The sequence below is a fragment of the Thermocrinis jamiesonii genome, assembly GCF_000702425.1.
In the GTDB taxonomy this organism is placed as follows: Bacteria; Aquificota; Aquificia; order Aquificales; family Aquificaceae; genus Thermocrinis; species Thermocrinis jamiesonii.
On record NZ_JNIE01000004.1, the window covers coordinates 17,414 to 39,655 of the forward strand.

The window sequence follows — 22,242 nt, forward strand, 5'->3', positions numbered from 1 at the left end:
AAGTGAAAAAAAACATAGTTTTGTGCATAACCGGTGCCAGCGGAAGTATCTATGGATACAGACTACTTGAAGTCCTTTATAGTATGAACTTTCACTTGGACCTTATAATTTCTACCGCAGGCGCTGTGGTGCTAAAAGAAGAGTTAAATCTTTCGTTAAAAGACGTTAAGCAAAAGTTTCCAAAGGTTCGCCTTATCTCTGAGAAAGCTATAGCGGACAGAGTAGCCAGCGGTTCAAGACTGATAAACTACGCTGGCGTTTTGATTGCCCCCTGCTCAATGAGCACGCTCGGTTGCATAGCAAATGGTATAAATCAAAACCTCATCCACAGAGTTAGCGAAACAGCCCTAAAGGAAAAGGTTCCGTTGGTTCTGATCATCAGAGAAGCTCCCTATTCTTTGATCCATTTGGAAAACATGCTCAAAGTTGCCAAAGCAGGTGCTGTTATCCTACCTGCCAGTCCCGCTTTTTATCACAAACCCAAAAGCATAGAAGAGATGGTGGATTTTGTAGTAGGTAAAGCTTTGGATTGCCTAAGGATTGAGCATAACCTCTACAAAAGGTGGAAAGCAGAAGAGCTCCCCTCCGCATAGACAAACATTCCATGCATACTCACCCTTAAGGGAGAGATTTTTAAAATATTTAGGTAGGTTGTTCGAAAAATCCTTCATTGGGATGTCCCTTCAGCAGATAGAAGATTTTTCGAAGCAGCTTTATATTTAGGCGTGAAATTAATGAATAGTTGCAAGACCAAGGATTAAATTTTTTTTTATTATGTGGAGAGTGCTTTATCGTGTATTGGTAGTTTTATTGGTAATTTTCGCAACAGCTTACAGTGCTCCTATACCATTTCTCAAGCCCTCTTTTCTAAATCTGAAAGAGGATTTAGAAGATTCGGTCCGTGAAGGAAAGTATCTGTTTATTATGTTTCATCAAGAGGGCTGTCCTTTCTGCGACAAGATGAGAAGGATTACCTTCCAAGATAAAGATGTGCAAAACTATTACACAAAACACTTCAATATGGTGGAGATAGACATAAGGGGAAGTTTGGAAGTAGTGGATTTTGACGGTAAAAAGCTCACAGAAAGACAGTTTGCTTTAAAGCACGGCGTTAGGCTAACACCCGTCTTTATGTTCTTTGACAAGAAAGGCGAAGTTATAGCCAAAGTGCCTGGCTACATAGAACCGAAAGAGTTTATACTTATAGGAAGGTGGATAGTGGAAGAGCACTACAAGAGGACTAATTTAGTTAATTTTTTGAGAGAAAATAAAAAATGATCCTTTTCTTCCTGCTTCTGCTTTCCCTATGCTACGGGCAGGAGGTTGTCAAGCTTGACATAAAAAAAGCCTATCAGTTGGCACTGAAAAACAATCCGGAAATTAGAAAAATGCTAAACGAGTTATCCTCTTTGGAAGCACGGGAAGTGGAATCCAAGCTTTTTTTCCTTCCCAACATAGTCTTTGGAACGGGTGTTATTTATAACTCTCAAAGGAATGAATGGGAAAATCCTTACGGAATTAGTTTTTTGAGCACGCTGTATGAATACAGAAAAACAATACCTAAGATAAGATCTGCCAAACTTAGAACGGAAATACAGAGAGAAGTTAAGAGCCAGTTGGAGAAAGAGCTAAAAGTTACTCTTCTTGAGCTCTTTGTGCAGGCAGAGCTTTTGGCAAAACTTACAGAGGTGAAAAGGGAAGAGATGGCAATAGCCTTTGTTAGGTTTGATAGAGCAGTTCAAAGAAAAGAGCTGGGTCTTACCACAGACTTGGAGGTGTTTAAACTTGAAGCGGTATATAGGGAAAAGAGGGCTGAGCTAATAAAAGCGCAGTATGAGTATAACCAAACCCTATATAGGATAAAAAAGCTGGTTGGGTTGAAGATGAATGATTTTATAAACTTGGAAAGTATACACTTTGAGCCAAAGAGGGGAAGCCTTGATAAAGAAAAACTACTTAGTATAGGTAAAGAAAAGAGCTCAACTCTGAGGATAAAGAGGCTTTTACTTGCCATGTATGATCATAGATTGGAAGAGTCCAAAAGGTTTTTTGACCTTAGACTGCAACTAAGGGGAGAGATAGGAAACACTTTAAGGACAGGAGCCCCCATAACTAAAGCATACAGCCAAGAAGGTTGGCGCGTTGGTGTGGAGATAATACTGCCGATCTTTGATCCAAGCGCTCCCTTTAATCTAATTGAACTTAGCAATCAAAGAAACTCTTTGCTTTTGGAGATTGAGGACTCTATAAAACAGCTTGAGCTAATAATACATTCAGCAGATTACGAATATTCTTATCTCATCTCCAAACTGGATCATGCATTGGTTATGGACAGGTATGCAGAGGAAAACCTCACCCTTAGAAGGTCCGAATACGAACTTGAGCTTGCCTTTGATTTGGGCTATGCGATGGCAGAAAAATCCGAGTCAGAAAGACAGGTTATGAAAGCAAAATACGAAATAATGCTGTTCCTTGCTAAACTATACAGTACTCTTGGCTTAGATCCGTTTTTAGTTTTGGAGGGAAGCCATGATTTTATTAAGTCTGATTAGTCTTTTGATGTTTTCCTTTGGTTTTTCTCAGGAAGTGGAAGTTCATGCTATAGTCAAGGGGGTAGTGAAAAAGATCTATGTGAAAGAAGGGCAAAGAGTAGAAAAAGGCCAACTGCTTGTGGAGATAGATCCTTCCCTTTATCTTTCGGAGATTGAAAGACTTAGAGCACAGCTCTTAGCCCAAAGGCTAAAACTTGACAAAGTTGAAAGGGATTTCAAGAGGTATGAAAGCCTTTACGAGAGGGGGTTACTCTCAAGAAGTGAATACGAAGATTGGAAGAACAAATATGAGAGGGAACAAGCCGTGTATCAGTCTATCCAATCTGAGCTCAAAGGTTTGGAAAAGTTAGTGGAGTACTGCAGAATAGTTTCTCCTACCAAGGGTGTGGTAAAAAGGTTGCTGGTCAGAGAAAACTCCTTTGTAAATGGAAAGATGAGCCCCCATCTTCTAATGGTTATTGAGGATAGGTGAATTTGGGATTTTCTAAAGATCACTCTTCTTCTATCAAACTTTCTATTGGGACTTCTTTTAGTCTTTCCACACCGTAAGGATTGGCTACCCATGGGACTTTCAAAAAAGGGTAGTCAGCGGAAGAATGGCAGTTTATGACTATCTTTGTTCTTATAAACCCGTTTCTTTTCAACAGTTCTGCCTCTTGCATTGAGAGGGGCTCTTCCCTTGCTACTGCATAGAGTAAGCCTTTAGTCTTTAAGATTTGAACCAAAAACTTTACTTTTTCAGACCTTTCTTTTAAGAGCTTTGGTAAGCTTCTTTCTCTTCCCATAAACCTGTCTATCTCTTTCTGTTTTTCTCCAAGCTTGACAAGAAAATTTAGCCACTCATCCACCATCTGTAGGGAACTAAAAAACCTTAGAATCTGTCCGGTTGGAGCAAAGTCCAAGACCACATACTGATACTTAGGGAGAAGTTCAGCAAGCTTGTCAAACACGGCGGTTTCTAAGGAAGTGGGGGAAGAGGATATGAGAGATGCAAACTTCTTTGCCCCTTCAAGAACAGACATTGATACACTCTCTTCCAAACTTTTTAGAACTCTGGTTACATACTGCTCTGCGATCCTTTGAGCGTCAAACTCCACCGCATGTAAGTTTGGGGAAACTTGCACAATCTCACTTCCCACAGAAACTCCTAAGATCCCAGATAGAGAGTGGGCTGGGTCTAAGGAAGCCAAAAGGGTGGAACCCTTTTCGGAGAGCCTTAACGCCAAAGCGCAGGCTAGCGTACTTTTCCCAACGCCCCCCTTCCCACCGAACATATAAACCCTTTTTAGCAACACGGCAAAAAGCTCAGGCTAAAATGCTCTAAACCCAAGGTCCTGTGCCAAAGATGAAACTCCGAGAGAAGTTCTGGATAGAAGTCTAAGATGTATATTCCAAGAGGATTATCTAAACCAAACCAGTCTAAGAACATACAAAAGAGAAGGGCAGACCTCAGATCTCTGAAGTCCGCCTCCACCGGTCTTTTGAAGTGAAGCAGAACAAATTCCGAAAGAAGTTCTCTTATTTTACGCTCAGAATCCACTTAGCAAGTTGCTGGGCTTCTGCATCAGTCACGTTCTGAGGAGGCATAGGCACAGGACCCCAAACTCCAGCTCCACCCTTTTTGATCTTACCAGCCAAGTAATTCACAGCGTCTGGTTTGCCCGCATACCTTTTAGCTACGTCTGCATAGGATGGGCCTACTTTCTTTGCCTTCAGGTCGTGGCACGCCATACAGCCCTTTTGCTTAGCAAGTTGCTCACTGGCAAAAGACACACTTGCAAGGCCTACCATCAAGAGCACGAAAACCTTCTTCATGACAACACCTCCTAAGCAAGGTTATTCAAAGTATTATAATATAAGAAACTTACCTAAAAAGAACATGAAAATTGGTATCTTTGACTCGGGTGTAGGTGGATTAACTGTTTTAAAGGCACTTAGGGAAGAGCTACCCTCTGTGGATTTTTTTTACTTGGGGGACACGGCCCGGGTCCCCTACGGAGGCAAGTCCAAGGAAACTATTCAAAGATACAGCCTTGAGTGTGCGGAGTTTTTGCTTTCCTTTGGTGTAGAGCTTTTGGTAGTTGCCTGCAACACCGCCAGCGCTTATGCTCTGGAGGCTTTGAAAGACAAACTTTCCATTCCAGTAATAGGGGTAATACAGCCAGGAGTGGAAAAGGCTATAAAAATTTCCAAACAAAAGAAGATCGGGGTAATAGGAACACGGGGCACAATTCAAAGCAAGGCCTATCAAAAGCTTTTGGAAAGCTATGGCGCACAGGTTTTTGCAAAGGCTTGTCCTTTGTTTGTCCCACTGGTAGAAGAAGGCATACTAAACGGAACCATAGCTAAAAGCGTTATAGAATACTATCTTCAGGAGCTGAAAGGTAAGATAGACACACTTATACTTGGTTGCACCCATTACCCTCTCCTGAAAGAGCCTATAAAACAGTTTATGGGAGAGGTGGATGTGGTAGATTCGGCAGAAGCGGTTGCTAAGAAGGTTAGTCAGATAGCAAGGAATGAGGGTGAAGGTAACCTAAGGCTTTTCTTTACAGACAATTCTCCTAACCTTAGAGCTATGATAAGGCTAATACTTGGACAGGATCTGAAGTTTGAAATAGTGCCAGTTCTTTGTAGGCTTTAGTGTTATGCGAGTGTTGGTGCAAAGAGTAAAAGAGTCGTGGGTTGTGGTTGATGGAAAAGAGGTTGCAAGAATAGGAAAGGGATTGAATCTATTGCTTGGTATAAGGGTGGGAGATACGGAACAGTTGGCAGACAAGCTCGTGGAGAAGGTAGTAAATTTGAGAATATTTGAAGATGAAAGGGGAAAGTTTAATTATTCTTTACTGGACGTGGGTGGTTCTGCACTGGTGGTTTCCCAATTTACCCTCTACGCAAATACTCAAAGGGGCAGAAGGCCAAGCTTTGAAGAAGCAGAAAAGCCCGAAAGGGCAAGACAGCTTTACGAGTACTTTGTAAAGAAGCTTTCCGAATATGTGCCGGTTCAGGCAGGCATCTTTGGTGCTCACATGGAGGTTTTTATCCTAAACGACGGCCCAGTTACTATACTATTAGAGCTTTAAAGCTCAATTTCTAAGAGCATACCAAAGGGAACAGCCAACCCACTAAGGTATAACGTGCCCGGTTTAAGCAAAGGCAGTAAATTCAAAAGCTTCCAATCCCTTTCTCCAAAGAATACAGACACCGCATCCAAATCGTTTTTCGTCACAAGCCTAAAAATGGCTTGAGTGTTCATTTGGGAGAGTATGTATTTGTTTAGGTTTGCTGGTCTTTGGGTTATGGCTATAAGCCCAACTCCAAACTTTCTCCCTTCAAGGGCGATTCTTTTTGTCATCTGCAAGGCTATGTTTTCTCTTCCTGTGGGCAAATCTGTGGCTCCTCTTTCTGGTGCAAAGTTGTGAGCCTCTTCAAGAACTACCAATCTTCTTTTTCCATCCTTCATAGAGGAGAGGAATATTTCTTTCATAATAAGCCCCACAATGTTAAGGCGAGACTCTGGATCAATAAGGTCACTCAGATCACACAAAACTATTCCCCTTTGAGAGCTAACGATTTGCGTAGCCTTTTGCCAGACATCTTTCTGATTTCTTGTAGATTCTTCCCCAAAGTCCCTTGAGAGTAGTTCTAAAAGCTCTTGGGAGTATTCTTTGATGTCCTTGGGTGCGTCCAAGAGCATATCCTCCAAAGACCTTTCGCTGTAGGCTATTTTTCTCAAGTCTGGTTTTAAAAGCTTTCTTATTTTTCCAAAAAAGCTTTTCTCTTCTGTAGATTTTTCACTTATATCAATTCCATACCTTTTGAAAAGCTCCTTTACATCATCCACGCATATTGGAAATAGGGTATAGGGAATTTTCACATACTCCAGATTGTCATCTCCAAGCCTTTTATGGTATTCTCCAAACAGGTCTATAACAAACACCTGTGCGTAGTTTAGGTCTTTTATGTTTTTTAAAAGCCTTGCTACAAAGGTGGTTTTTCCAGAGCCTGTGGTGCCTAAGACCGCCATGTGCATACTGGCAATCTTTGTAAGGTCTAAGTAAGCTGGAGTTTTAACTCCAAACAACCTTCCTGCAAATACTTTAACGTCCATAGGGTAGCCCGACATGTTGGTGCTCATAAGCTCCAAAAGCTCTTCCTCTTCGTCCATTTTCAATAACTGCGTTCCAACGTCCAAAACCCTCAAGGGAACACCAAAAGAGCTTTCTTTTTCCTCCTCTTTGGTTCTTACATATTCACAAACCATATGAACTCTTCCAACTTTTATCCTTCCACTTTCTTCCGCCATACTGTTTATCAATGCAACAACCCAGTCTTTTTGCACCATTTTCACGTTTTGCAAAAGGTTTTCCATGCCTAAGCTGTTTATGTGGTTTATCTTGCAAACCAGAAAACCTTTTTCTGTATTTACTTTTAAGAAACTTTGCTCGGGTAATTCCTCCAAAAGAAGCACGTCCAGTTCTGTGGAAGAGTAAGACCTTATAACTACCGCCACTGTCCTTTTGTCTATCTTTACCGATTCCTTCTTTACAACTTCCCAAAGGTCCAAAAGCTCTTTAATTTTAGCTCTATCTTCTAAACTCACCACCGCTTCTAAGTTGCCCTCCATAACTCCCGTATAGGTAAGGTTGGCAGAACCTACGTAAGCCTTCTTGTCATCCACTATTACAAACTTTGCATGCAACCTCGGATTTATGTAGATCTCACCGCCAAAATCTCTAACTGCTTTAAAAACTCTGTAGTCGCTTATTTCAAGGTCCTTTTTTTCGCCAGCTCTGAGTATAACCTCCAACTTTACTTTGGGCTTTATTGCCCTTATGAGCTCTTCCAAAATCTCCCCCCTAATCCAAGCGGAGACTATCTTTACAGATTCTTTCGCAGAGGATACATCTTCCAATAATTTCTGGAGGATCATAATATTAAATTATCTTACAGGCACCCCCACCGAATATTCATAAACCAGCGTGCCTCCAAGGTTGCCCTGATAGAATACTCCTAAAACCAAAGCAAGACAGAGAATTAAATGCAAAATTCTAAACGCAGGATTTTTGTTTATTAAAAAACTAAACAAAAACACCGCCAAAGACAAACCAAGCAAAACAAACCCTACGCTTTGGTGCGTGTGAAGGATCTCTTGCGCTTTTTCTTCTATGGGAATGTTTGCCATGCTTTCGTGGGCAATATAACCAGTTGTTACAGAGCCAGCTATAGCAAAAAAGCTCAGAAGGGAAAGGGCTATGATGATGTCCCTTTCTCTTCTTTTAGTCAGAGAGTAAAAAGCAGATACCAAGAAAAGGATAGTAGGTAGGGCTATTGAAAAGTGAGTGGTGGGCGGATGTAGCTTAACCACCGGCGGATAGTGGATTTTTTCTTCGGGCTTTAACTCTTGGGTTGGCACTTTTTCGTGGGATAGTGCAATGCTTAGACCTAAAGCCAGAACCAACAGTATCTTTATCATGCCAGAACCTCCTAAAACCACATCCTCAATCCTACTAAAAAAGTGCTTTCTTCAACTTTTCCCCTTAATTCCTTTGTTTTTCCGTAGTTTCTTTCCCAAGAAAAGCCCACATAAGGAGCTATTTCTCTTTTTATTTCATACCTTAGCCTGATAGAAAGTCCTACATTGCTTATTCCCTTACCTATTTCAAGCGGTTCTATAGTTTTAGCGCTTGCTAAAACTTCCACTTCCGGCTGAAGCACCAATCTTTGGGTTAAAAGAAGGTCATACTCTGCTTTTAATTTTCCGTAAGGCTCTCCTTTGTGAGTGAGGTAAAAACTAAGCTCAGTTTCAAACCAATAGGGAGCCAATCCTACCAATTCTACTGCAAGCCTGGTTCTTCCCTCGTCTTTTTTTCCCGCATAGCCACCCCCAACCCTTATGTCAAAAAAGCTAGAGATAGCCTTTCCAAAGAGCAGGTCTGCCCTTTCAAACTCCCAATCTCCCCTTTTTAGTTCTTTCTTTGCTTCTAAACTAAGCCATAATTTGTGATAATCTCCTCCGTAAAAAGAATCAAGCTCTAAATTTAGGTTTTTTTCCTTTTCTCTGTATTCCAACTTATCCACAAAAACACCCCAATACCTTATTGGATGCATAGGCTCTATGGGATAGAACTCCTGCCCAAAGGTCAGAATAGGTATAAAAATTACAAAAAATATTTGCCTCATCATCCCACTTTCACTATCCTAAACATTCCTGCGTCCATGTGATACAGGATATGGCAATGAAGAGCCCAATTTCCATAGGCATCCGCCTTGACTATAACCTCCACCACCTCAGCTGGCTTTACGTCTATGGTATGCTTTCTTGGGTTTAAGGTGTCTCCCCCGTTGTCTAAATACATCCACATGCCGTGAAGGTGTATAGGATGGTGCATCATGGTGTGATTTATGAACACAAACCTTACAGTTTCTCCATACCTCAAAGGTATTACATCTTCAAACCTTGAGCTTAGCTTTTTGCCATCGTAAGAATACATCCTCCAGATGAATCTCTCCATGTTTCCTACCAAATGGATCTCTATGGTGCGTTCTGGTTTTCCTATGGGATACTCCTCTGCACTTACAAGATCTGCGTAGGTTAGAACTTTGTGCTTTTGATTTCTCAGCCCTACCCCAGGATCGTCAAGCTTTGGCATAGGGTTACTTACTACCATGTCCGCATCCACACCAAAAGGGTTTTTACTCACATCCAACATCATCTTATAGCCCTCGTGGTGATGATTGTGTCCGTGGCCCATGTGTCCGTGATGTCCCATATCCTCCATAGTCAGTTCGGGCACTTCTCTCTTTGGTGGTGGGACTGCTTTCATACCTTTCCTTGGGGCAAGGGTTCCCATAACAAAACCGCTCCTGTCCATAGCTTCTGCGTATATGGCATAGGCTTTTTCTTCTTTTGGTTCTACGATTACGTCGTACGTTTCTGCTATAGCAATACGAAACTCATCCACATCCACCGGATAGACATTTTGACCATCCGCTTGGACCACTGTCATCTTTAAGCCGGGTATTCTCACATTAAAATAGGTAGCAGCCGATGCGTTTATAAACCTTAGCCTTACCTTTTCGCCCGGTTTAAAAAGAAAGGTTGGATTCTCTTCCGTGGTTTGGCCGTTCATCAGGTAGGTGTAGGTATAGCCTGTAACATCTGCTATGTCTCTTGAGTCCATCCTCATCTGAGCCCACATGAGCCTTTCTTTTAGGGTTGGATAAAAGCCCTTTTCCCTTGCCTCCCTTAAAAAGTCCCCCAAAGTTCTTTTTTGAAAGTTGTAATATCCCGGGTGTTTTTTTAGGTTTGAGAGAATACGGTGAGGGTCTTCGTCCGTCCAATCGGAAAGCATGATCACATAATCCCTATCTGCTTTTATAACATCCTCTTCCTTCGGCTCCAGAATAAGCGGACCATACATACCCAACTGCTCTTGCATCAAAGAATGAGAGTGATACCAGTAGGTGCCATATTGAACAACCGGAAACCTGTAAGTAAATCTACTTTTGGGAGGTATTCCGGGGAAAACAACACCGGGCACACCGTCCATCTCATTTGGCACAAGCAAACCGTGCCAGTGGATAGAAGTAGGCTCATCCATCTCGTTTATCACATGAATGACCACTTCCTTTCCTTCCTTAAACTTAAGAAGGGGTGAGGGTAAAAGGCTGTTTATCAGAGTTCCCACTCCCCTTCTTTGTCCCACCTCCACAGGCTCCTTTCTTACAACCAACGTATATTCCAAAAGCTCATCCTTTTCTCTGGCATCTGCCACCTCAAGCCTTCTGAAAGCGGAAAAACTCGGAACAGAGTAGGCAATGCCAAAAAGAAGCATAAGCTTTAAAAAGTCCCTTCTATGCCAGCTCATTTTACCACCTCGTATTTATCTTCGTATCCACCTTTCCCGCTCTTGATTCCGTGAGGAGAACCAACACCTTTTATGTTTTTGTCCCTAAGAACTAACCTTACACCCTCCGGTGGCACATGACCCTCTATGAATCTTCCATCATAGACCATAGTGTGGCAAGACCTTAGGTTTATAGGAATGTTCAGCTTGCTTTTTATTCTATCCAATTCCTCGTAAGAAACTTTGACTTTATTGATTTTGAACCCCTCCTTTTCCAACTTGGAAAAGTAAGACGTGCAACATCCACAGTTTGGATTGTAGTAAGCTGTTATCTCTGGTTTTGCAAAGGCAAAAAGCGAAAAGACGAAAAAGAAAACCAAGCTCATCTTAGCATCTCCTCCATCATCTTTTTCATATCTGGGTTTCTTTCAAACATCTGCTTCATCATCTCCCTTCTTTCTTGCATCATATACCTCATCATCTCCTCCATATGTTTTGGATCCTCCATTACTTTCATACATCTATGAACCTGGGGGCTCATCCTGTGGTGATGATCTTGGCTTTGCTGAGCATAAGAAACTAATACAGAAACAACTAGTGTAAGGAAAGCTAAAAAAGACAGAACTTTTACCATAGCTTCACCTCCTGCTTTAAGTATATGAACTACCCGACGTTAATTCAAGCCTTTTATTTATCGTTATTTGTGCAGTTAAATTAATATAAAAAACAAACGATGATATAGCTCACCTAAGTGTTTGGATCTGTATGTTATTTTTATAAAAAACCATAAAGGAGGGTGTAGTATGGAAACTTTAGCCTTTGAATATAGAGCCTACAAGCCAAGACCTTTTACAAAGGAAGAAAGAGCACACACCACCATACTTTTTGGTGGGCTCACCTTTAAGCACGAAAGACTCATGGAAGGAGCCTTGGAAAATATGGGATACAAGGCAAAAGCTCTTCCAAACATAGAAAGGATTGACTTGGACATAGGCAAAGAATACATAGACGTAGGTGCTTGCTGTCCTACTACCTTTACAGCGGGAAACCTGGCAAGAACTCTTATGAACATTGAAAAGTCAGAAGGTAGGGATGCGGTTAAGAACAATTACGTATTTGTTACAGTGGGAGCATGCGGTCCATGTAGATTTGGACAGTATCACGAGTCTTACGAAAGGGTTTTGGAAGGGTTAAACCTCAAAGACTTCAGGATCTTTCTTTTGGACCTTTTACAGCTTGAGCAATCTGTAGAGGGTGGGGGTTTGGAAATAAGCATGCCACTTACTTTGGGGCTTGTTTTTTCCATGTTTATGGGGGACTTACTAACAGATATGGAGTATGCAATTAGACCTTACGAGGTTAAAAAAGGACAAACGGACCAAGTTTTAAATCAAAGTGTAGAGCTTTTATACGAAAAGCTAAAAAACAGACCTATTGTAGGTAAAAAGCTTAGGAATTTGCTTTGGCACATATTCACAGACTACTTTGTAAAGGCTCTCGAGGAAGTAAAAGCGCTGTGGAGCGAGATAGAAGTGGATAGGCTTCAGCCAAAACCAAGGGTGAAAATAACTGGGGAGTTTTGGCTTCAAACTCACGAAGGAGATGGCAACTATAACATAAAAAGATGGTTAGAAAAAGAAAACGCAGAAGTAATACCACCACCTGTGGCGGTTTGGATGGACTATCTGATAAACATGGAGCTTTTCAAGCTGGAGGATGCCAAGCCTTTTGTGAAGAGATACTATCTAAAGAAAGCTATAATTTCCTTTTTTGCATGGCTTTACAGAAGAACTTACGACAAGCTTAGAAAAGCTCTAAATTACATTCCCAATCCACTGCCAGACCAGAGAGAACTAAAGGAGCTTGCAAGACCTTACTTTTACTACAGATTAACCGGCGGTGAAGGGCACATGCTCATAGGAAAGGCTCTATATTCGCTCAAGCACAAACAGGCTCATATGATATGCGAGCTATCTCCTTATGGTTGTTTGCCCAATACTATGTCCGTTGGAGCTATGGCAAAGGTCTTGGCTGACTATCCGGATTTGCTTTATGCACCCATAGAAGTAAAGGGCGATTCGGAGGTGCATGCATACTCTCGTTGTCAAATGGTGCTAACAGAGGCTAAAAGAAGGGCAAAGCAGGAGTTTGAAGAGGTCTTAGAAAAAACAGGTTTAACTATTGAAAAGATAAGGGAGTTTGAGGCAGATCATCCAGAGCTAAGAAGGGCTACCTACAGGGTGCCAAGATACGGTTATATTGGCACTGCAGCCAATTACGTTTATCATATAGCAAAGCTGATGGGGAAGGTAAGATGATAGTCGGTATAGATGTAGGTAGCACTACCTGCAAGTATGTTTTGGTGGACGATAACGGAAAGATATTGGACAAAGCCTACGAGAGACACAATACGAAGACCGCCGAAAAGGTTTTGGAGTTTTTGCAAAGACTTGAAAAGCATTACGGTTTGACCGCTGGCAGAGACAGGGTCTACTTTACGGGCTCTGGTGCTACGCTGTTGGCTCCGTTGGTGGGTGGTAAGTTTGTTCAAGAAGTGGTAGCAGTTTCTACTGCGGTGGAAAAACTACATCCGGACGTGAGGTTTGTAAGTGAAATAGGTGGGGAGGACATGAAGGCTATCTTTTTTAAGGAGGTGGAGGGCAAAAGGGTAAAGCAGGTGTTTATGCAGAATGCTTGCGCAGGGGGAACGGGAACTTTTATAGAAAAGACCGCAAGAAAGCTTGGCATTCCACAGGAAAAACTCAGTTCTATGGGATACATAGGCTATAGTCTGCACAAGGTTAGTGCTAAGTGTGGTATATTTGCGGAAGCTGACGTGAATACTCTTCAAAAAGCTGGAGTGCCGGCAGAAGAAATAATGGCATCCCTTTTTGAGGCGGTGGTCTATCAAAATCTGACACAGCTCACAAAGGGAAATACTCCCATGTATAAGGTGCTACTTTTGGGAGGTCCAAACCTATTTTTCAAGGGGCTTCAGGAAGCCTGGAAGGTTCATCTCAGAAGAATCTGGAAGGAAAGAAACATCATTGACTGTTCAGAGGAGGAGATGGATCAGTTGGTTGTAGTTCCTGAAAACTCCCTTTATTACGCTTCACTCGGATGCGTGTTTTACGCCATGGAAGAAGAAGGGGGATACTACCAAGGTTTAGAAAAGCTTAAATGGTGGATAGAAGAGGGGCAATACGAAGAAAAGCTAAGGGAGGGAAGAAAGGGTTTGGTATCTTCCAAAGAAGAACTGGAAGAATTTCTAAAAGAATACGAAGGACAGTACAAAGTTATAACGCCAAAGAAGGTTAAAAGGATCGCAATAGGTTGCGATTTTGGTTCAACTACCGCCAAAGCGGTTTGTGTCTCCGAAGATGGAGAGCCTGTATTTTCCTGCTATCAGCTCAGTAAGGGCAATCCCATAGAGGACGCAAAGGGGATATTTAGACAGATAAAAGATTTCTTTGGGGAGGATGTGGAAGTTATAGGGCTTGGGCTTACTGGTTATGGAAAGGACCTTTTAAAGGATGTGCTCGGTGCGGACTATGCGGTGGTGGAAACTGTCGCTCATGCTACTGGAGCGCTGAAGTTCTTTCCGGATGCAGACTGCATATGTGATGTGGGAGGTGTGGATGTAAAGATCCTGATCCTTAGGAACGGGTCTGTGGTGGATTTTAGATTAAACTCTCAGTGTTCCTCTGGAAATGGTGCCTTTTTGCAGGGCGTGGCAGAAAGGTTTGGCATACCACTGCAGGAGATAGCTTCCTTAGCCTTTACTGCAAAGGCTATTCCAAGCTTTACCATGGGATGTGGAGTGTTCTTGCAGAGCGACATAGTAAATCAGCAAAGGAAGGGGTGGAAGGCAGAGGAGATACTTGCGGGACTGTGTTACATCCTTCCAATGAACGTGTGGATATACGCAGGAAACATAAACAACTTAGCCCAAATAGGTAGGAAGTTTGTCCTTCAGGGTGGAACCCACAAGAACTTGGCAGTTGTAAAGGCCCAGAGGGACTTTATAAGGTCCAAGGTGCCTGGGGCTGAAGTGGTAGTCCATCCCTATCCAGGAGAGGCGGGAGCCCTTGGTGTAGCCCTGCTCGCTTTGGAAGCCAAAGGAAGGACAAGATTTAGAGGCTTTGAAGTTATAGAAAATCTAACCTACAAAACCACCACTTCTGCGGACACAGTTTGTAGGTGGTGTCCTATGAACTGCCAAAGGACGTTCATAGATGTATATGTAGGAGAAGGTGAAGGAAGAAGTTGGAGCAAAGTTCCGTTGGAAAAGGGATGGTTAAGGTTAATAGTTGGCAATGCTTGCCCAAAAGGCTTGGTGGAAGACGAGCAGGAACTAAAGGTATTACAGCAGGAGTTAAGGAGGGTTCAAAATGAGTTTCCTAACCTTTCCCAAATTGCTAAAAAGGAAGCCTTCAAGCCAAGAAGAAAGCAAAAAATCCATTAAGGTAGGAATACCAAAGTTTTTAAACATTTGGGGAACTGCTCCATTTTGGGTAGGATTCTTTGAAAGCTTGGGACTAAGGGTAGTCTTTAGCTCAGATACTTCAGAAGAACAGTACAGAACTTACGGAAAGGGAAGGATAACTATGGATAGCTGTTTTCCTGTGAAGGCTTTAGCGGGTCATATAGGAGAACTGCTTCAAAAAGATATAAACATCCTTTTTGTGCCTATGATCTATTCCCTTCCTTCCTTTTTAAAAGGTCATGTGTTGGACACTCTGTGTTGCACAAGGGTGATGATGGCTCCAGAAAACATAAAGGCAGGTTTTCTAAAGGAAAGGGACGAGTTTAAGGAAAGGGGTATAAAGTATGTTTCTCCCTTTGTGCCTTTTGCAGAACCTGAGCTTTTACCAAAGTATCTTTACGAAGCCCTAAAAGATGCGGTGGATGGTCTAACTTACAATCAGGTTGTTCAGGCGGTAAAAGAAGGTTTTGAAGCCCTTGAGGAGTTTGAAAGGTCTATGAGATCTAAGTCCCTTGAGATAATGAGGTGGTGTGTAGCAAACAACAGACCAGCCCTTTTGGTTCTTGCAAGGCCCTATCACATGGACCCAGGTATAGGACACGAAATAGATGCTGAGTTTCAACTTTATGGTTATCCCATCCTTTGGTATAACTACCTTCCAATAGATGATTGGCTTTTGGACTGGCTTGGCATATCTTTGGACATATCGGACGTATGGACCTCCTCTTACAGCTCAAACACCAACGAGATAATCTGGGGTGCAAAGTTTGCAAGTAAATTCCCTTGGATAACAGGAGTTATAAGACTTTCCTCTTACGAGTGTGGTATGGACCAGCCAACCTTTACTCCAGTGCAGAAGATCGTAGAATCTTCGGGCACTCTGTTTTTCAAATTTGGAGAGCTTGACGAGACCAAACCTGCGGGCAGTGTAAAAATAAGGGTGGAGACCATAGTGTATTATTTGGAAAAATACTCCCAAGAAATAATCAAGAAAAAACTCAGCAGGCTTGGTGATATTCCTAAGAAACTCTTAGAACCAGTTTCCCAAAGTGCATAGAGTTTTCCAAGTATCTGTGAGCTTCTTGGGCTTGGTGCAGCTCAAAGACTCTGTCCACCACGGGCTTTAAAAGCCCCCTCTCAAAGAGGGTAGTGATCTTGAAAAGGTCTGCCCTTGGTCCCATGTAGGTGCCCAAAAGTTCAATCTCTCTAACAAACAGATACCTTATGTCTATCTGTGCGTTTGAGCCTGTTGTGGTGCCAAAGAATACAAGCTTTCCACCTTTTTTCAAACACTCCACGCTCTTCCAAAAGGTTTTCTCCCCCACATGATCCATCACCACATCTACCCCTTCCTTAAATAGCTGCCTTACCTTTTTAACCACATCTTCTTTGTAGTGATCTATTACCACATCTGCCCCAAGTTCTAAGCATTTTCTTGCCTTTTCTTCATTGCCTGCGGTAGCTATAACAAAGGCACCAAAGAGCTTTGCTATCTGTATGCCTGCTACACCCACACCGGAAGACCCAGCCCATATGAGAACTCTGCTGTAGGGTTTAATCTTTGCCTTTCTCACCAAAGCATTCCACACCGTAAGAAAGGTAAGAGGATAACTGCATGCTTCTTCAAAGCTAAGATTTTTTGGCTTAGGTATTACGTTCCTTGCGGGAACTTTTACAAACTCCGCATATCCTCCCTTGCTTTTAAGCCCAAGTATGTCATAATCCTTGCAAAGGTTGTCCCTTCCAGACTGGCACTCATAACAAACTCCGCAGGAAAGGCCAGGAGCGATGATAACTTCCTCTCCAACCTTTACATTTTTAACCAGACTGCCTACCTTTTCTACCACACCGCTAACGTCAGACCCAAGAACGTGGGGAAGCTCAGGCTTGACCGCCAAAGCCCCCATCCTAACCCAAATGTCCAAGTGATTAAGGGCAACCGCCTTTACTCTAACAAGGACTTCATCTTCTTCTATACTTGGCTTAGGAAAGTCCTCAACAAATCTTAGGTTTTTCTCATCCCCAAAGTTTTCCAAAATTACTGCTCGCATAAGCAAAATTTTAAAATAATATAAGTCGTGGAAAAGATAAAAAGAAAATTACCATGACTGCCATAGCCACACTAAGGACTGGAAGGTATTTCGTTGGCTATGAGATTGTTCCAGAGTATGTCCAGTTGGCTTACCTTCGCATAGAAAAAAGCTTGAATAAAAATAAAAACAGAATGGAGAGTAAAGTGTATTATACTTTTATAGATACATAACCTGATGAAACACCAGATAAACCCAGAAACGATTAGGGAAGCGCTGAAGAGGAACAAAGTAAAAAGCGAAAACTACAAAGGGCTAGAATATTTAAGGTTCACAGATGATTTTAAGGACATACCCAGAGGCACAGCTATATTTAAAACCACCGTGGTTTGGGGATATCCACATATAGGTAGAATATTCCAACTTTCCACGGGAATTAGAGAACAGTTTAGCCAAGCTTTTTACGTTGAAGAAAAGGTAGATGGATACAACACGAGGATATTCCTGTATGAGGACCAAATTTTAGCCCTCAGCAGAGGAGGGTATGTATGTCCATTTACGACAGAAAGGGTTTTGGATTTTATAAACCCGAAATTTTTTGAAGACAACCCAGACCTTATACTGTGTGCAGAAGTCGCCGGTCCAGAAAACCCCTATGTGGATGAACATCCTCCGTATATTACAGAAGACATAAAAATTTTCGTGTTTGACATCATGAGAAAAAACTCTCGGGAATTTCTTCCTTACTCGGAAAAAGAAAGACTCATAGAGAAATATGGGTTACCTTCCGTAGAGAGGTTCGGATTATTTACACCGGATGATGTGGAAGATATTAAAAAACTGCTGAAACGTTTAAATGATGAGGGAAGGGAAGGTGTGGTTTTTAAGGAAAATTCAGAAAAGAATAAAAGAGTAAAATACGTAACTTTATATTCAAGTCTTAAGGATATAGAAATAGCCTCTGTTAATCTCCTTGGGTTGCCATCCGATTATTTTACCAACAGACTGCTCAGGTTGGCTTTATTTATGGAAGAGGAAGGCATCGGTGCAGACCAAGAACTATTTCTGAATGTAGGCAAAGCATTCCTAGAAGGTCTTTTAAAAGCTATCGAGTTGTCAAAGAAGGAAAGGAAGGTTTATAGAACCTTCAGGTGTAGGTTCAAGACAAAGGAAAACGCCCTTCTGTTTTTGGAAAGCATAAAACACGCCTCTTCCCAAATACAGGTTATTGAAAGAAGTCTAAAAAAGGAAGGAAACTTTTGGGTCTTGGAGTTTGATAGGGTTTACCTGAATATGACAGGACTTCTTGGTCATCTGCTGGCAGGTGGCTCTATTTTTGATTGAATGTAATCTTCCATATCTCTAAATCTCTTTTCCTCTTCCTTACTCAGCTCATGGTCATATCCAAGCAGATGAACTATACCGTGTATTAAAAGTCTTTTTACTTCTTCCTCAAGGCTTGTGCCCAGCTCTTTGGCTTGAGCCCTTGCAGTATCAACGGATATTACCACATCTCCCAAAAGCTTCCATCCACCCACCTCTTCTCCCATCGGGAAGGACAGAACATCCGTAGCCTTATCTTTGTTTCTGTATATCCTGTTTAACTCTCTTATCTCCTCGTCTGAAGTTATTAATATACTTAACTCAACTCCTTCTAAACCTAAGGCATCCAATATTTTGTGAGCTAAATTACTGAGATACCTGGCTTTTAGACCTTTTACCTTTCTCTTTACCAGCACTCTGTTTCTTTTCATAATCTTCGTAAGCCCTTATAATCCTTGCAACTACTGGATGCCTTACCACATCCTCCTGACCAAACTTTACAAAACTAATCCCTTCAACGTTGGCAAGCACATGAATAGCCTCAACTAACCCAGATTCTTCCTTTCTTGGCAGGTCTATTTGAGTTATGTCTCCAGTAATCACAACCTTTGAACCAAAGCCAATTCGGGTTAAAAACATCTTCATCTGTTCCCTTGTGGAGTTCTGCGCCTCGTCCAAGATTATAAAGGCATCGTTTAAGGTTCTTCCTCTCATAAAAGCCAAAGGAGCTATTTCTATTATATTCCTCTCAAGCATATATGCCGCTTTGTCGTAATCCACCATATCGTAGAGTGCATCGTACAGAGGCCTTAAGTAAGGGTCTACCTTTTCCGCTATGGTGCCAGGAAGATAACCTAACTTTTCTCCTGCCTCTACCGCAGGTCTCGTTAGTATTATCTTGCTTACTTTCTTCTCCTTTAGATGGGCCAGTGCCATCGCCATTGCCAAATATGTCTTTCCTGTGCCTGCGGGACCTATTCCAAAAACAACATCATTCTCCTTAATGGCTTTAACATACTTCTTTTGGTTTTCTGTCTTTGGAACTATAGCCTTTCTTTTGTGGGTAATTAGTATGACCTCTTCCGAGTCTGGCATTGTAATTTCCGAAACACCTTTTACGAAAGCCTTTGCTCTATCCCTCACCTCCGCACTGCTGAGTGGTCCTTTAGCAAATTCCCTCATCATCTCTCTTATGAAATTACTCATGTTCCTAACCTTTTGCTCCTCTCCCCTTATCAAAATCTCTGTCCCTCTAGCTAAGACTTTAACTCCAAAGAGTTGGGAAAAAAGCTTTAGATTCTCATCCCCCCTTCCTACTATAGCGTAAAACCTTTCGTCAAAACTTCCTAAGTCTATTATCTCCTCTACCTTCTCCATGCTACGCTCAGTTACTGTTTTAAAATATAAAACGTATTTAGAGAAATGCAAACAAAACATCTGATAACCGTTAAGGATTTGAGCGTAGAGGAGATAAAGTATCTACAAAGTCTTTTCAAAGACTTTAAGGAAGGGAAAAAGGCTAGATTGGACGGAAGGGCGATTTTGCTATTTTTGGAAAGCTCTACTCGCACCAGACTTTCCTTTGAGATAGCCCTTAGAGACTTAGGTATGGAACCTTACTACATTGGAAAAGGTGAGTCTTCTATAGAGAAAGGTGAAACGTTCAAGGATACCATAAAGACTATATCAGCCTTAGGTTTTAGAGTTCTTGTGTTTAGGGTTCCCTTTGTGCTTTATCCTTATGAATCCTATTTGGTTGAAGATATAACCCTTATAAACGCTGGCGATGGGACACATCAGCATCCAACCCAAGGCCTTATAGATTTGTTTACAGCCATGGAACACTATCCTTCTTTGGAGAACTTAAAAATTCTCTTTGTGGGAGACATACTCCACAGTAGGGTGTTTAGGTCCTCTGCAGAGCTCTTTAGGTTGTTTGGCGCTCAATTGGGTGTTTGTGGTCCTGCAACCCTTATTCCTTCTGATCTTTCACCTTTTGGAGAGGTTATGGTTTTTGATAACGTAGACGAGGGCATAGAATGGGCGGACTTAGTAATTTATCTTAGATTGCAGGAAGAGCGATTTAAAGAGAATTACATAAACTCAAAAGAGTCATACTTTTTACAGTTTGGTCTGACAAAAGAAAGATACAGAAAACTTAAGGGATACTTTATGCATCCGGGACCTGTAAATGTTTATGTGGATGTAGATGGTGAAGTGCTATACGGTGAAAAGTCTTTGGTTTTGCAACAGGTAAGAAATGGTCCTTATGTGCGCAAGGCTGTTATCTATGGTCTTCTTGATAAACACTAAGCTTATCCAATGTCCATTTCCTCCGCTTCTACTTCACCTAAGATTTCTATCTCCGGTATGTGCTTTTTAATGAAGTTCAGCACCTGCAATGTTCTTTCGTAAGTGTGCGGAGTGGTTATAAGATAGACTTCGTCTTTCTTTTTTTCCTTTGTGCGGACAATGGCATTTCTACCAGACCCATCCATTAAAGCTGTAAATAGACCTATTTTTGACACCGGTATTTTAAGAAGGATTATCTTTGCCTTTATCTCTTTCATAGCTTATTATCTTGGCGTTGAAAAGTGTCTTTATGTTTTTTACACTTTCGGGTAATTCCTCCTTCTTCTGTTCTTCCTCCACTATAAACTCAAGAAAAGGGAATTTTGCCTTCAGTTTTTCTATCTCCAAACTTTTAAGCTCCTTCTCTCCTACTTTTATGTATATCCTCCCTTCCTTTTCTTCCCAAGGTAGTCTTTTTAGCCTCTCAAAATCTATTCTCTTTAGATTGCTCTGGAGTATTTGCCAAAGGTCTTCCTTCCGATCCTCCTTAGGCTGTTCTTGGATCGCTTGCTTTTCCTGAGGATTATCCCCAACCTCTTTGTTTTCCTTCAAGGCTTTTATAAGTCCCTCTATGGGTAGGATATCCTTTATGATTGCGCTTTTTACTATTGCTATCTCGCATGCCTTAAAGAGGTCCATAGCTCTTGATTCTATCCGGGCGGTGTTTATTAACTTTTCCAAATACAGTAGGGCGTTTAAGTTTGCGGATATTTCCTTGTGAAAGGGTTCCACTTTTATCACCTTTTCTGGCTCTTTCAAGCTCTTGTAAATTATTAGATTTCTAACTTCCTCTTCCACAGAGTCCCAGAATACCGACAAGTTGTAACCCTTGTCCCTTATGTCTCTTAAAAATTTCAACGCGTTGTCTGTATCTCCAGAAAGCAAAAGTTTTATAAAGTCCCTAACCTTTTCCTGAGAAAGTATGCCCAAAAATTCTTCAATGATTTGCTCTTTTACTTGCCCCTCTCCAAAGGTGGCGGTTTGATCAAGCAAAGATACCGCATCTCTCATCCCCCCATCGCTTATGCGGGCTATGGTATAAAGAGCCCTTTCTTCGCACTGTAGATGTTCCTGCTCACATATAAACCTCAGATATTTAACTATGTCTTCTTCCTTTAGCTTGCTAAAAATTATGCGCTGGCAACGGGAAATTATTGTAGGAATGATTTTTTCGTATTCTGTGGTGCAAAGGATGAAAACTGTTCTTGGCGGAGGTTCTTCAAGGGTCTTTAAAAGGGCGTTAAAGGCTTCCTTTGTTAGCATATGTGCCTCGTCCAGTATATACACCTTATACTTGCCCTTTATGGGAGTATAAGAAACTGCGTCTCTTAGGCTTCTGATATCATCTATTCCTCTGTTGGAGGCGGCGTCAATTTCTATCAGGTCTGGAAAGATCCCCTTATCTATGGCTATGCAATTTTCACATTCTCCACAAGGCTCTCCATCTACCGGTCTGAGACAATTTATTGCCCTTGTTAAAATCCTTGCGGTTGTGGTTTTCCCAGTTCCCCTTGGACCAGCAAAGATATAAGCGTGTGCCAGCTTACCAAGCCTTACTGCATTTAGCAAGACCCTGCTGGCAACCTCCTGCCCCACTAATTCAGAAAACTTCCTTGGTCTGTACTTCCTTGCAAACGGCACATACATGT

General features: G+C 41.7%; 26 protein-coding genes. 12 read left to right on the forward strand and 14 right to left on the reverse strand.

The annotated features are described in order from the left end of the window. The first annotated feature begins 2 nt into the window (after window positions 1–2). The 4 genes from K217_RS0104280 to K217_RS0104295 all read left to right on the forward strand — a co-directional run bounded on the left by K217_RS0104280 (window position 3) and on the right by K217_RS0104295 (window position 3,024). Window positions 3–593: a UbiX family flavin prenyltransferase gene (locus K217_RS0104280; RefSeq protein ID WP_029551897.1), complete on the forward strand. Its 591-nt coding sequence runs from the start codon at window positions 3–5 to the stop codon at window positions 591–593. A 181-nt stretch (window positions 594–774) separates the two neighbouring features. Next, window positions 775–1,278, forward strand: a complete 504-nt coding sequence (locus K217_RS0104285) for a thioredoxin family protein (protein ID WP_029551898.1) — start codon at window positions 775–777, stop codon at window positions 1,276–1,278. Beyond that, the gene (locus tag K217_RS0104290; protein WP_029551899.1) at window positions 1,275–2,552 is read left to right on the forward strand and encodes a TolC family protein; all 1,278 of its coding nucleotides are present in this window, start codon (window positions 1,275–1,277) and stop codon (window positions 2,550–2,552) included. Before K217_RS0104285 ends, K217_RS0104290 begins: the two co-directional genes overlap by 4 nt. Beyond that, complete coding sequence (locus K217_RS0104295; protein WP_029551900.1) at window positions 2,530–3,024, forward strand: efflux RND transporter periplasmic adaptor subunit; 495 nt, start codon at window positions 2,530–2,532, stop codon at window positions 3,022–3,024. The genes K217_RS0104290 and K217_RS0104295 overlap by 23 nt, the downstream gene beginning before the upstream one ends. A gap of 19 nt (window positions 3,025–3,043) precedes the next feature. On the opposite strand, the gene K217_RS0104300 is transcribed toward K217_RS0104295, so the two are convergent. The 3 genes from K217_RS0104300 to K217_RS0104310 are packed head-to-tail and all read right to left on the reverse strand — an operon-like array spanning window position 3,044 to window position 4,367. After that, window positions 3,044–3,826: an ArsA family ATPase gene (locus tag K217_RS0104300; RefSeq protein WP_155991120.1), complete on the reverse strand. Its 783-nt coding sequence runs from the start codon at window positions 3,824–3,826 to the stop codon at window positions 3,044–3,046. Window positions 3,827–3,837: 11 nt separating this feature from the next. Next, window positions 3,838–4,092, reverse strand: a complete 255-nt coding sequence (locus K217_RS0104305) for a DUF7990 family protein (protein ID WP_029551902.1) — start codon at window positions 4,090–4,092, stop codon at window positions 3,838–3,840. Further along, window positions 4,071–4,367 (reverse strand): c-type cytochrome, encoded by a 297-nt coding sequence (locus K217_RS0104310; protein WP_029551903.1) that lies wholly within the window; start codon window positions 4,365–4,367, stop codon window positions 4,071–4,073. The genes K217_RS0104305 and K217_RS0104310 overlap by 22 nt, the downstream gene beginning before the upstream one ends. Window positions 4,368–4,431: 64 nt before the next feature. Here K217_RS0104310 and murI point away from each other — a divergent pair, with 64 nt between their 5' ends. Together murI and dtd are read left to right on the forward strand one after the other, a co-directional pair. Beyond that, a complete protein-coding gene (murI, locus tag K217_RS0104315; RefSeq protein WP_029551904.1) occupies window positions 4,432–5,196 on the forward strand; it encodes a glutamate racemase in 765 nt (254 codons plus the stop codon). Window positions 5,197–5,200: 4 nt separating this feature from the next. Beyond that, the gene (dtd, locus tag K217_RS0104320; RefSeq protein WP_029551905.1) at window positions 5,201–5,635 is read left to right on the forward strand and encodes a D-aminoacyl-tRNA deacylase; all 435 of its coding nucleotides are present in this window, start codon (window positions 5,201–5,203) and stop codon (window positions 5,633–5,635) included. Here dtd and K217_RS0104325 read toward each other — a convergent pair. Genes K217_RS0104325 through K217_RS0104350 form a run of 6 tightly spaced genes read right to left on the reverse strand, consistent with a single transcriptional unit; the run spans window position 5,632 to window position 11,036 of the window. Continuing rightward, on the reverse strand, window positions 5,632–7,485 hold the full coding sequence (locus tag K217_RS0104325) for a helicase HerA domain-containing protein (RefSeq protein WP_029551906.1): 1,854 nt from the start codon (window positions 7,483–7,485) through the stop codon (window positions 5,632–5,634). The two genes, dtd and K217_RS0104325, sit on opposite strands and share 4 nt — an antisense overlap. A 9-nt stretch (window positions 7,486–7,494) precedes the next feature. After that, the gene (locus K217_RS0104330) at window positions 7,495–8,028 is read right to left on the reverse strand and encodes a DUF2231 domain-containing protein (protein ID WP_052178077.1); all 534 of its coding nucleotides are present in this window, start codon (window positions 8,026–8,028) and stop codon (window positions 7,495–7,497) included. Window positions 8,029–8,039: 11 nt separating this feature from the next. Beyond that, on the reverse strand, window positions 8,040–8,738 hold the full coding sequence (locus tag K217_RS0104335) for a copper resistance protein B (protein ID WP_029551908.1): 699 nt from the start codon (window positions 8,736–8,738) through the stop codon (window positions 8,040–8,042). Next, on the reverse strand, window positions 8,735–10,423 hold the full coding sequence (locus K217_RS0104340) for a copper resistance system multicopper oxidase (RefSeq protein WP_029551909.1): 1,689 nt from the start codon (window positions 10,421–10,423) through the stop codon (window positions 8,735–8,737). Before K217_RS0104340 ends, K217_RS0104335 begins: the two co-directional genes overlap by 4 nt. Beyond that, window positions 10,420–10,788: a DUF411 domain-containing protein gene (locus tag K217_RS0104345; protein WP_029551910.1), complete on the reverse strand. Its 369-nt coding sequence runs from the start codon at window positions 10,786–10,788 to the stop codon at window positions 10,420–10,422. The genes K217_RS0104340 and K217_RS0104345 overlap by 4 nt, the downstream gene beginning before the upstream one ends. Continuing rightward, the gene (locus tag K217_RS0104350; RefSeq protein WP_029551911.1) at window positions 10,785–11,036 is read right to left on the reverse strand and encodes a hypothetical protein; all 252 of its coding nucleotides are present in this window, start codon (window positions 11,034–11,036) and stop codon (window positions 10,785–10,787) included. Before K217_RS0104350 ends, K217_RS0104345 begins: the two co-directional genes overlap by 4 nt. Window positions 11,037–11,205: 169 nt before the next feature. On the opposite strand from K217_RS0104350, the gene K217_RS0104355 reads away from it, so the two are divergent. From K217_RS0104355 to K217_RS0104365, 3 genes are read left to right on the forward strand one after another with little or no spacing between them, the layout of a single operon-like run. Next, window positions 11,206–12,720 carry a hypothetical protein gene (locus tag K217_RS0104355; protein ID WP_029551912.1) on the forward strand — a complete coding sequence of 505 codons (1,515 nt, stop codon included), beginning with the start codon at window positions 11,206–11,208 and terminating at the stop codon, window positions 12,718–12,720. After that, the gene (locus tag K217_RS0104360) at window positions 12,717–14,867 is read left to right on the forward strand and encodes a BadF/BadG/BcrA/BcrD ATPase family protein (RefSeq protein ID WP_029551913.1); all 2,151 of its coding nucleotides are present in this window, start codon (window positions 12,717–12,719) and stop codon (window positions 14,865–14,867) included. Before K217_RS0104355 ends, K217_RS0104360 begins: the two co-directional genes overlap by 4 nt. After that, entirely contained in the window at window positions 14,794–15,945 is a 1,152-nt protein-coding gene (locus K217_RS0104365) for an acyl-CoA dehydratase activase-related protein (RefSeq protein WP_038028111.1), read from the forward strand. Before K217_RS0104360 ends, K217_RS0104365 begins: the two co-directional genes overlap by 74 nt. Here K217_RS0104365 and K217_RS0104370 read toward each other — a convergent pair. After that, entirely contained in the window at window positions 15,908–16,939 is a 1,032-nt protein-coding gene (locus K217_RS0104370) for a zinc-binding dehydrogenase (RefSeq protein WP_029551915.1), read from the reverse strand. The genes K217_RS0104365 and K217_RS0104370 overlap by 38 nt on opposite strands. 53 nt (window positions 16,940–16,992) lie before the next feature. On the opposite strand from K217_RS0104370, the gene K217_RS07770 reads away from it, so the two are divergent. Then, complete coding sequence (locus tag K217_RS07770; RefSeq protein WP_197017592.1) at window positions 16,993–17,151, forward strand: site-specific DNA-methyltransferase; 159 nt, start codon at window positions 16,993–16,995, stop codon at window positions 17,149–17,151. A gap of 4 nt (window positions 17,152–17,155) precedes the next feature. Beyond that, a complete protein-coding gene (locus K217_RS0104380) occupies window positions 17,156–18,262 on the forward strand; it encodes an RNA ligase (RefSeq protein WP_029551916.1) in 1,107 nt (368 codons plus the stop codon). Here the strand turns inward: K217_RS0104380 and ybeY are convergent. Both ybeY and K217_RS0104390 read right to left on the reverse strand, forming a co-directional pair. Then, the gene (ybeY, locus tag K217_RS0104385; protein ID WP_029551917.1) at window positions 18,229–18,672 is read right to left on the reverse strand and encodes an rRNA maturation RNase YbeY; all 444 of its coding nucleotides are present in this window, start codon (window positions 18,670–18,672) and stop codon (window positions 18,229–18,231) included. The two genes, K217_RS0104380 and ybeY, sit on opposite strands and share 34 nt — an antisense overlap. After that, window positions 18,608–19,618, reverse strand: coding sequence for a PhoH family protein (locus tag K217_RS0104390; protein WP_029551918.1), 1,011 nt, complete (start codon window positions 19,616–19,618; stop codon window positions 18,608–18,610). Before K217_RS0104390 ends, ybeY begins: the two co-directional genes overlap by 65 nt. A gap of 45 nt (window positions 19,619–19,663) precedes the next feature. Between K217_RS0104390 and K217_RS0104395 the strand changes: the two genes are divergently transcribed. Further along, window positions 19,664–20,554 (forward strand): aspartate carbamoyltransferase catalytic subunit, encoded by an 891-nt coding sequence (locus K217_RS0104395; protein ID WP_029551919.1) that lies wholly within the window; start codon window positions 19,664–19,666, stop codon window positions 20,552–20,554. Window positions 20,555–20,556: 2 nt separating this feature from the next. Here K217_RS0104395 and K217_RS0104400 read toward each other — a convergent pair whose 3' ends face one another. After that, entirely contained in the window at window positions 20,557–20,811 is a 255-nt protein-coding gene (locus tag K217_RS0104400; protein WP_029551920.1) for a DUF4911 domain-containing protein, read from the reverse strand. Continuing rightward, a complete protein-coding gene (gene dnaX, locus K217_RS0104405; RefSeq protein ID WP_029551921.1) occupies window positions 20,777–22,240 on the reverse strand; it encodes a DNA polymerase III subunit gamma/tau in 1,464 nt (487 codons plus the stop codon). Before dnaX ends, K217_RS0104400 begins: the two co-directional genes overlap by 35 nt. Between the last annotated feature and the right edge of the window lie 2 nt (window positions 22,241–22,242).

Excerpts from the sequence above, each read along its gene's own strand:
- K217_RS0104285 (WP_029551898.1), top strand. The coding sequence starts at position 775 with ATGTGGAGAGTGCTTTATCGTGTATTGGTAGTTTTATTGGTAATTTTC.
- K217_RS0104290 (WP_029551899.1), top strand. The coding sequence starts at position 1,275 with ATGATCCTTTTCTTCCTGCTTCTGCTTTCCCTATGCTACGGGCAGGAG.
- K217_RS0104295 (WP_029551900.1), top strand. The coding sequence starts at position 2,530 with ATGATTTTATTAAGTCTGATTAGTCTTTTGATGTTTTCCTTTGGTTTT.
- K217_RS0104300 (WP_155991120.1), bottom strand. The coding sequence starts at position 3,826 with ATGTTCGGTGGGAAGGGGGGCGTTGGGAAAAGTACGCTAGCCTGCGCT.
- K217_RS0104310 (WP_029551903.1), bottom strand. The coding sequence starts at position 4,367 with ATGAAGAAGGTTTTCGTGCTCTTGATGGTAGGCCTTGCAAGTGTGTCT.
- murI (WP_029551904.1), top strand. The coding sequence starts at position 4,432 with ATGAAAATTGGTATCTTTGACTCGGGTGTAGGTGGATTAACTGTTTTA.
- dtd (WP_029551905.1), top strand. The coding sequence starts at position 5,201 with ATGCGAGTGTTGGTGCAAAGAGTAAAAGAGTCGTGGGTTGTGGTTGAT.
- K217_RS0104325 (WP_029551906.1), bottom strand. The coding sequence starts at position 7,485 with ATGATCCTCCAGAAATTATTGGAAGATGTATCCTCTGCGAAAGAATCT.
- K217_RS0104330 (WP_052178077.1), bottom strand. The coding sequence starts at position 8,028 with ATGATAAAGATACTGTTGGTTCTGGCTTTAGGTCTAAGCATTGCACTA.
- K217_RS0104335 (WP_029551908.1), bottom strand. The coding sequence starts at position 8,738 with ATGATGAGGCAAATATTTTTTGTAATTTTTATACCTATTCTGACCTTT.
- K217_RS0104340 (WP_029551909.1), bottom strand. The coding sequence starts at position 10,423 with ATGAGCTGGCATAGAAGGGACTTTTTAAAGCTTATGCTTCTTTTTGGC.
- K217_RS0104345 (WP_029551910.1), bottom strand. The coding sequence starts at position 10,788 with ATGAGCTTGGTTTTCTTTTTCGTCTTTTCGCTTTTTGCCTTTGCAAAA.
- K217_RS0104350 (WP_029551911.1), bottom strand. The coding sequence starts at position 11,036 with ATGGTAAAAGTTCTGTCTTTTTTAGCTTTCCTTACACTAGTTGTTTCT.
- K217_RS0104355 (WP_029551912.1), top strand. The coding sequence starts at position 11,206 with ATGGAAACTTTAGCCTTTGAATATAGAGCCTACAAGCCAAGACCTTTT.
- K217_RS0104360 (WP_029551913.1), top strand. The coding sequence starts at position 12,717 with ATGATAGTCGGTATAGATGTAGGTAGCACTACCTGCAAGTATGTTTTG.
- K217_RS0104365 (WP_038028111.1), top strand. The coding sequence starts at position 14,794 with ATGAGTTTCCTAACCTTTCCCAAATTGCTAAAAAGGAAGCCTTCAAGC.
- K217_RS0104370 (WP_029551915.1), bottom strand. The coding sequence starts at position 16,939 with ATGCGAGCAGTAATTTTGGAAAACTTTGGGGATGAGAAAAACCTAAGA.
- K217_RS07770 (WP_197017592.1), top strand. The coding sequence starts at position 16,993 with ATGACTGCCATAGCCACACTAAGGACTGGAAGGTATTTCGTTGGCTAT.
- K217_RS0104380 (WP_029551916.1), top strand. The coding sequence starts at position 17,156 with ATGAAACACCAGATAAACCCAGAAACGATTAGGGAAGCGCTGAAGAGG.
- ybeY (WP_029551917.1), bottom strand. The coding sequence starts at position 18,672 with ATGAAAAGAAACAGAGTGCTGGTAAAGAGAAAGGTAAAAGGTCTAAAA.
- K217_RS0104390 (WP_029551918.1), bottom strand. The coding sequence starts at position 19,618 with ATGGAGAAGGTAGAGGAGATAATAGACTTAGGAAGTTTTGACGAAAGG.
- K217_RS0104395 (WP_029551919.1), top strand. The coding sequence starts at position 19,664 with ATGCAAACAAAACATCTGATAACCGTTAAGGATTTGAGCGTAGAGGAG.
- K217_RS0104400 (WP_029551920.1), bottom strand. The coding sequence starts at position 20,811 with ATGAAAGAGATAAAGGCAAAGATAATCCTTCTTAAAATACCGGTGTCA.
- dnaX (WP_029551921.1), bottom strand. The coding sequence starts at position 22,240 with ATGTATGTGCCGTTTGCAAGGAAGTACAGACCAAGGAAGTTTTCTGAA.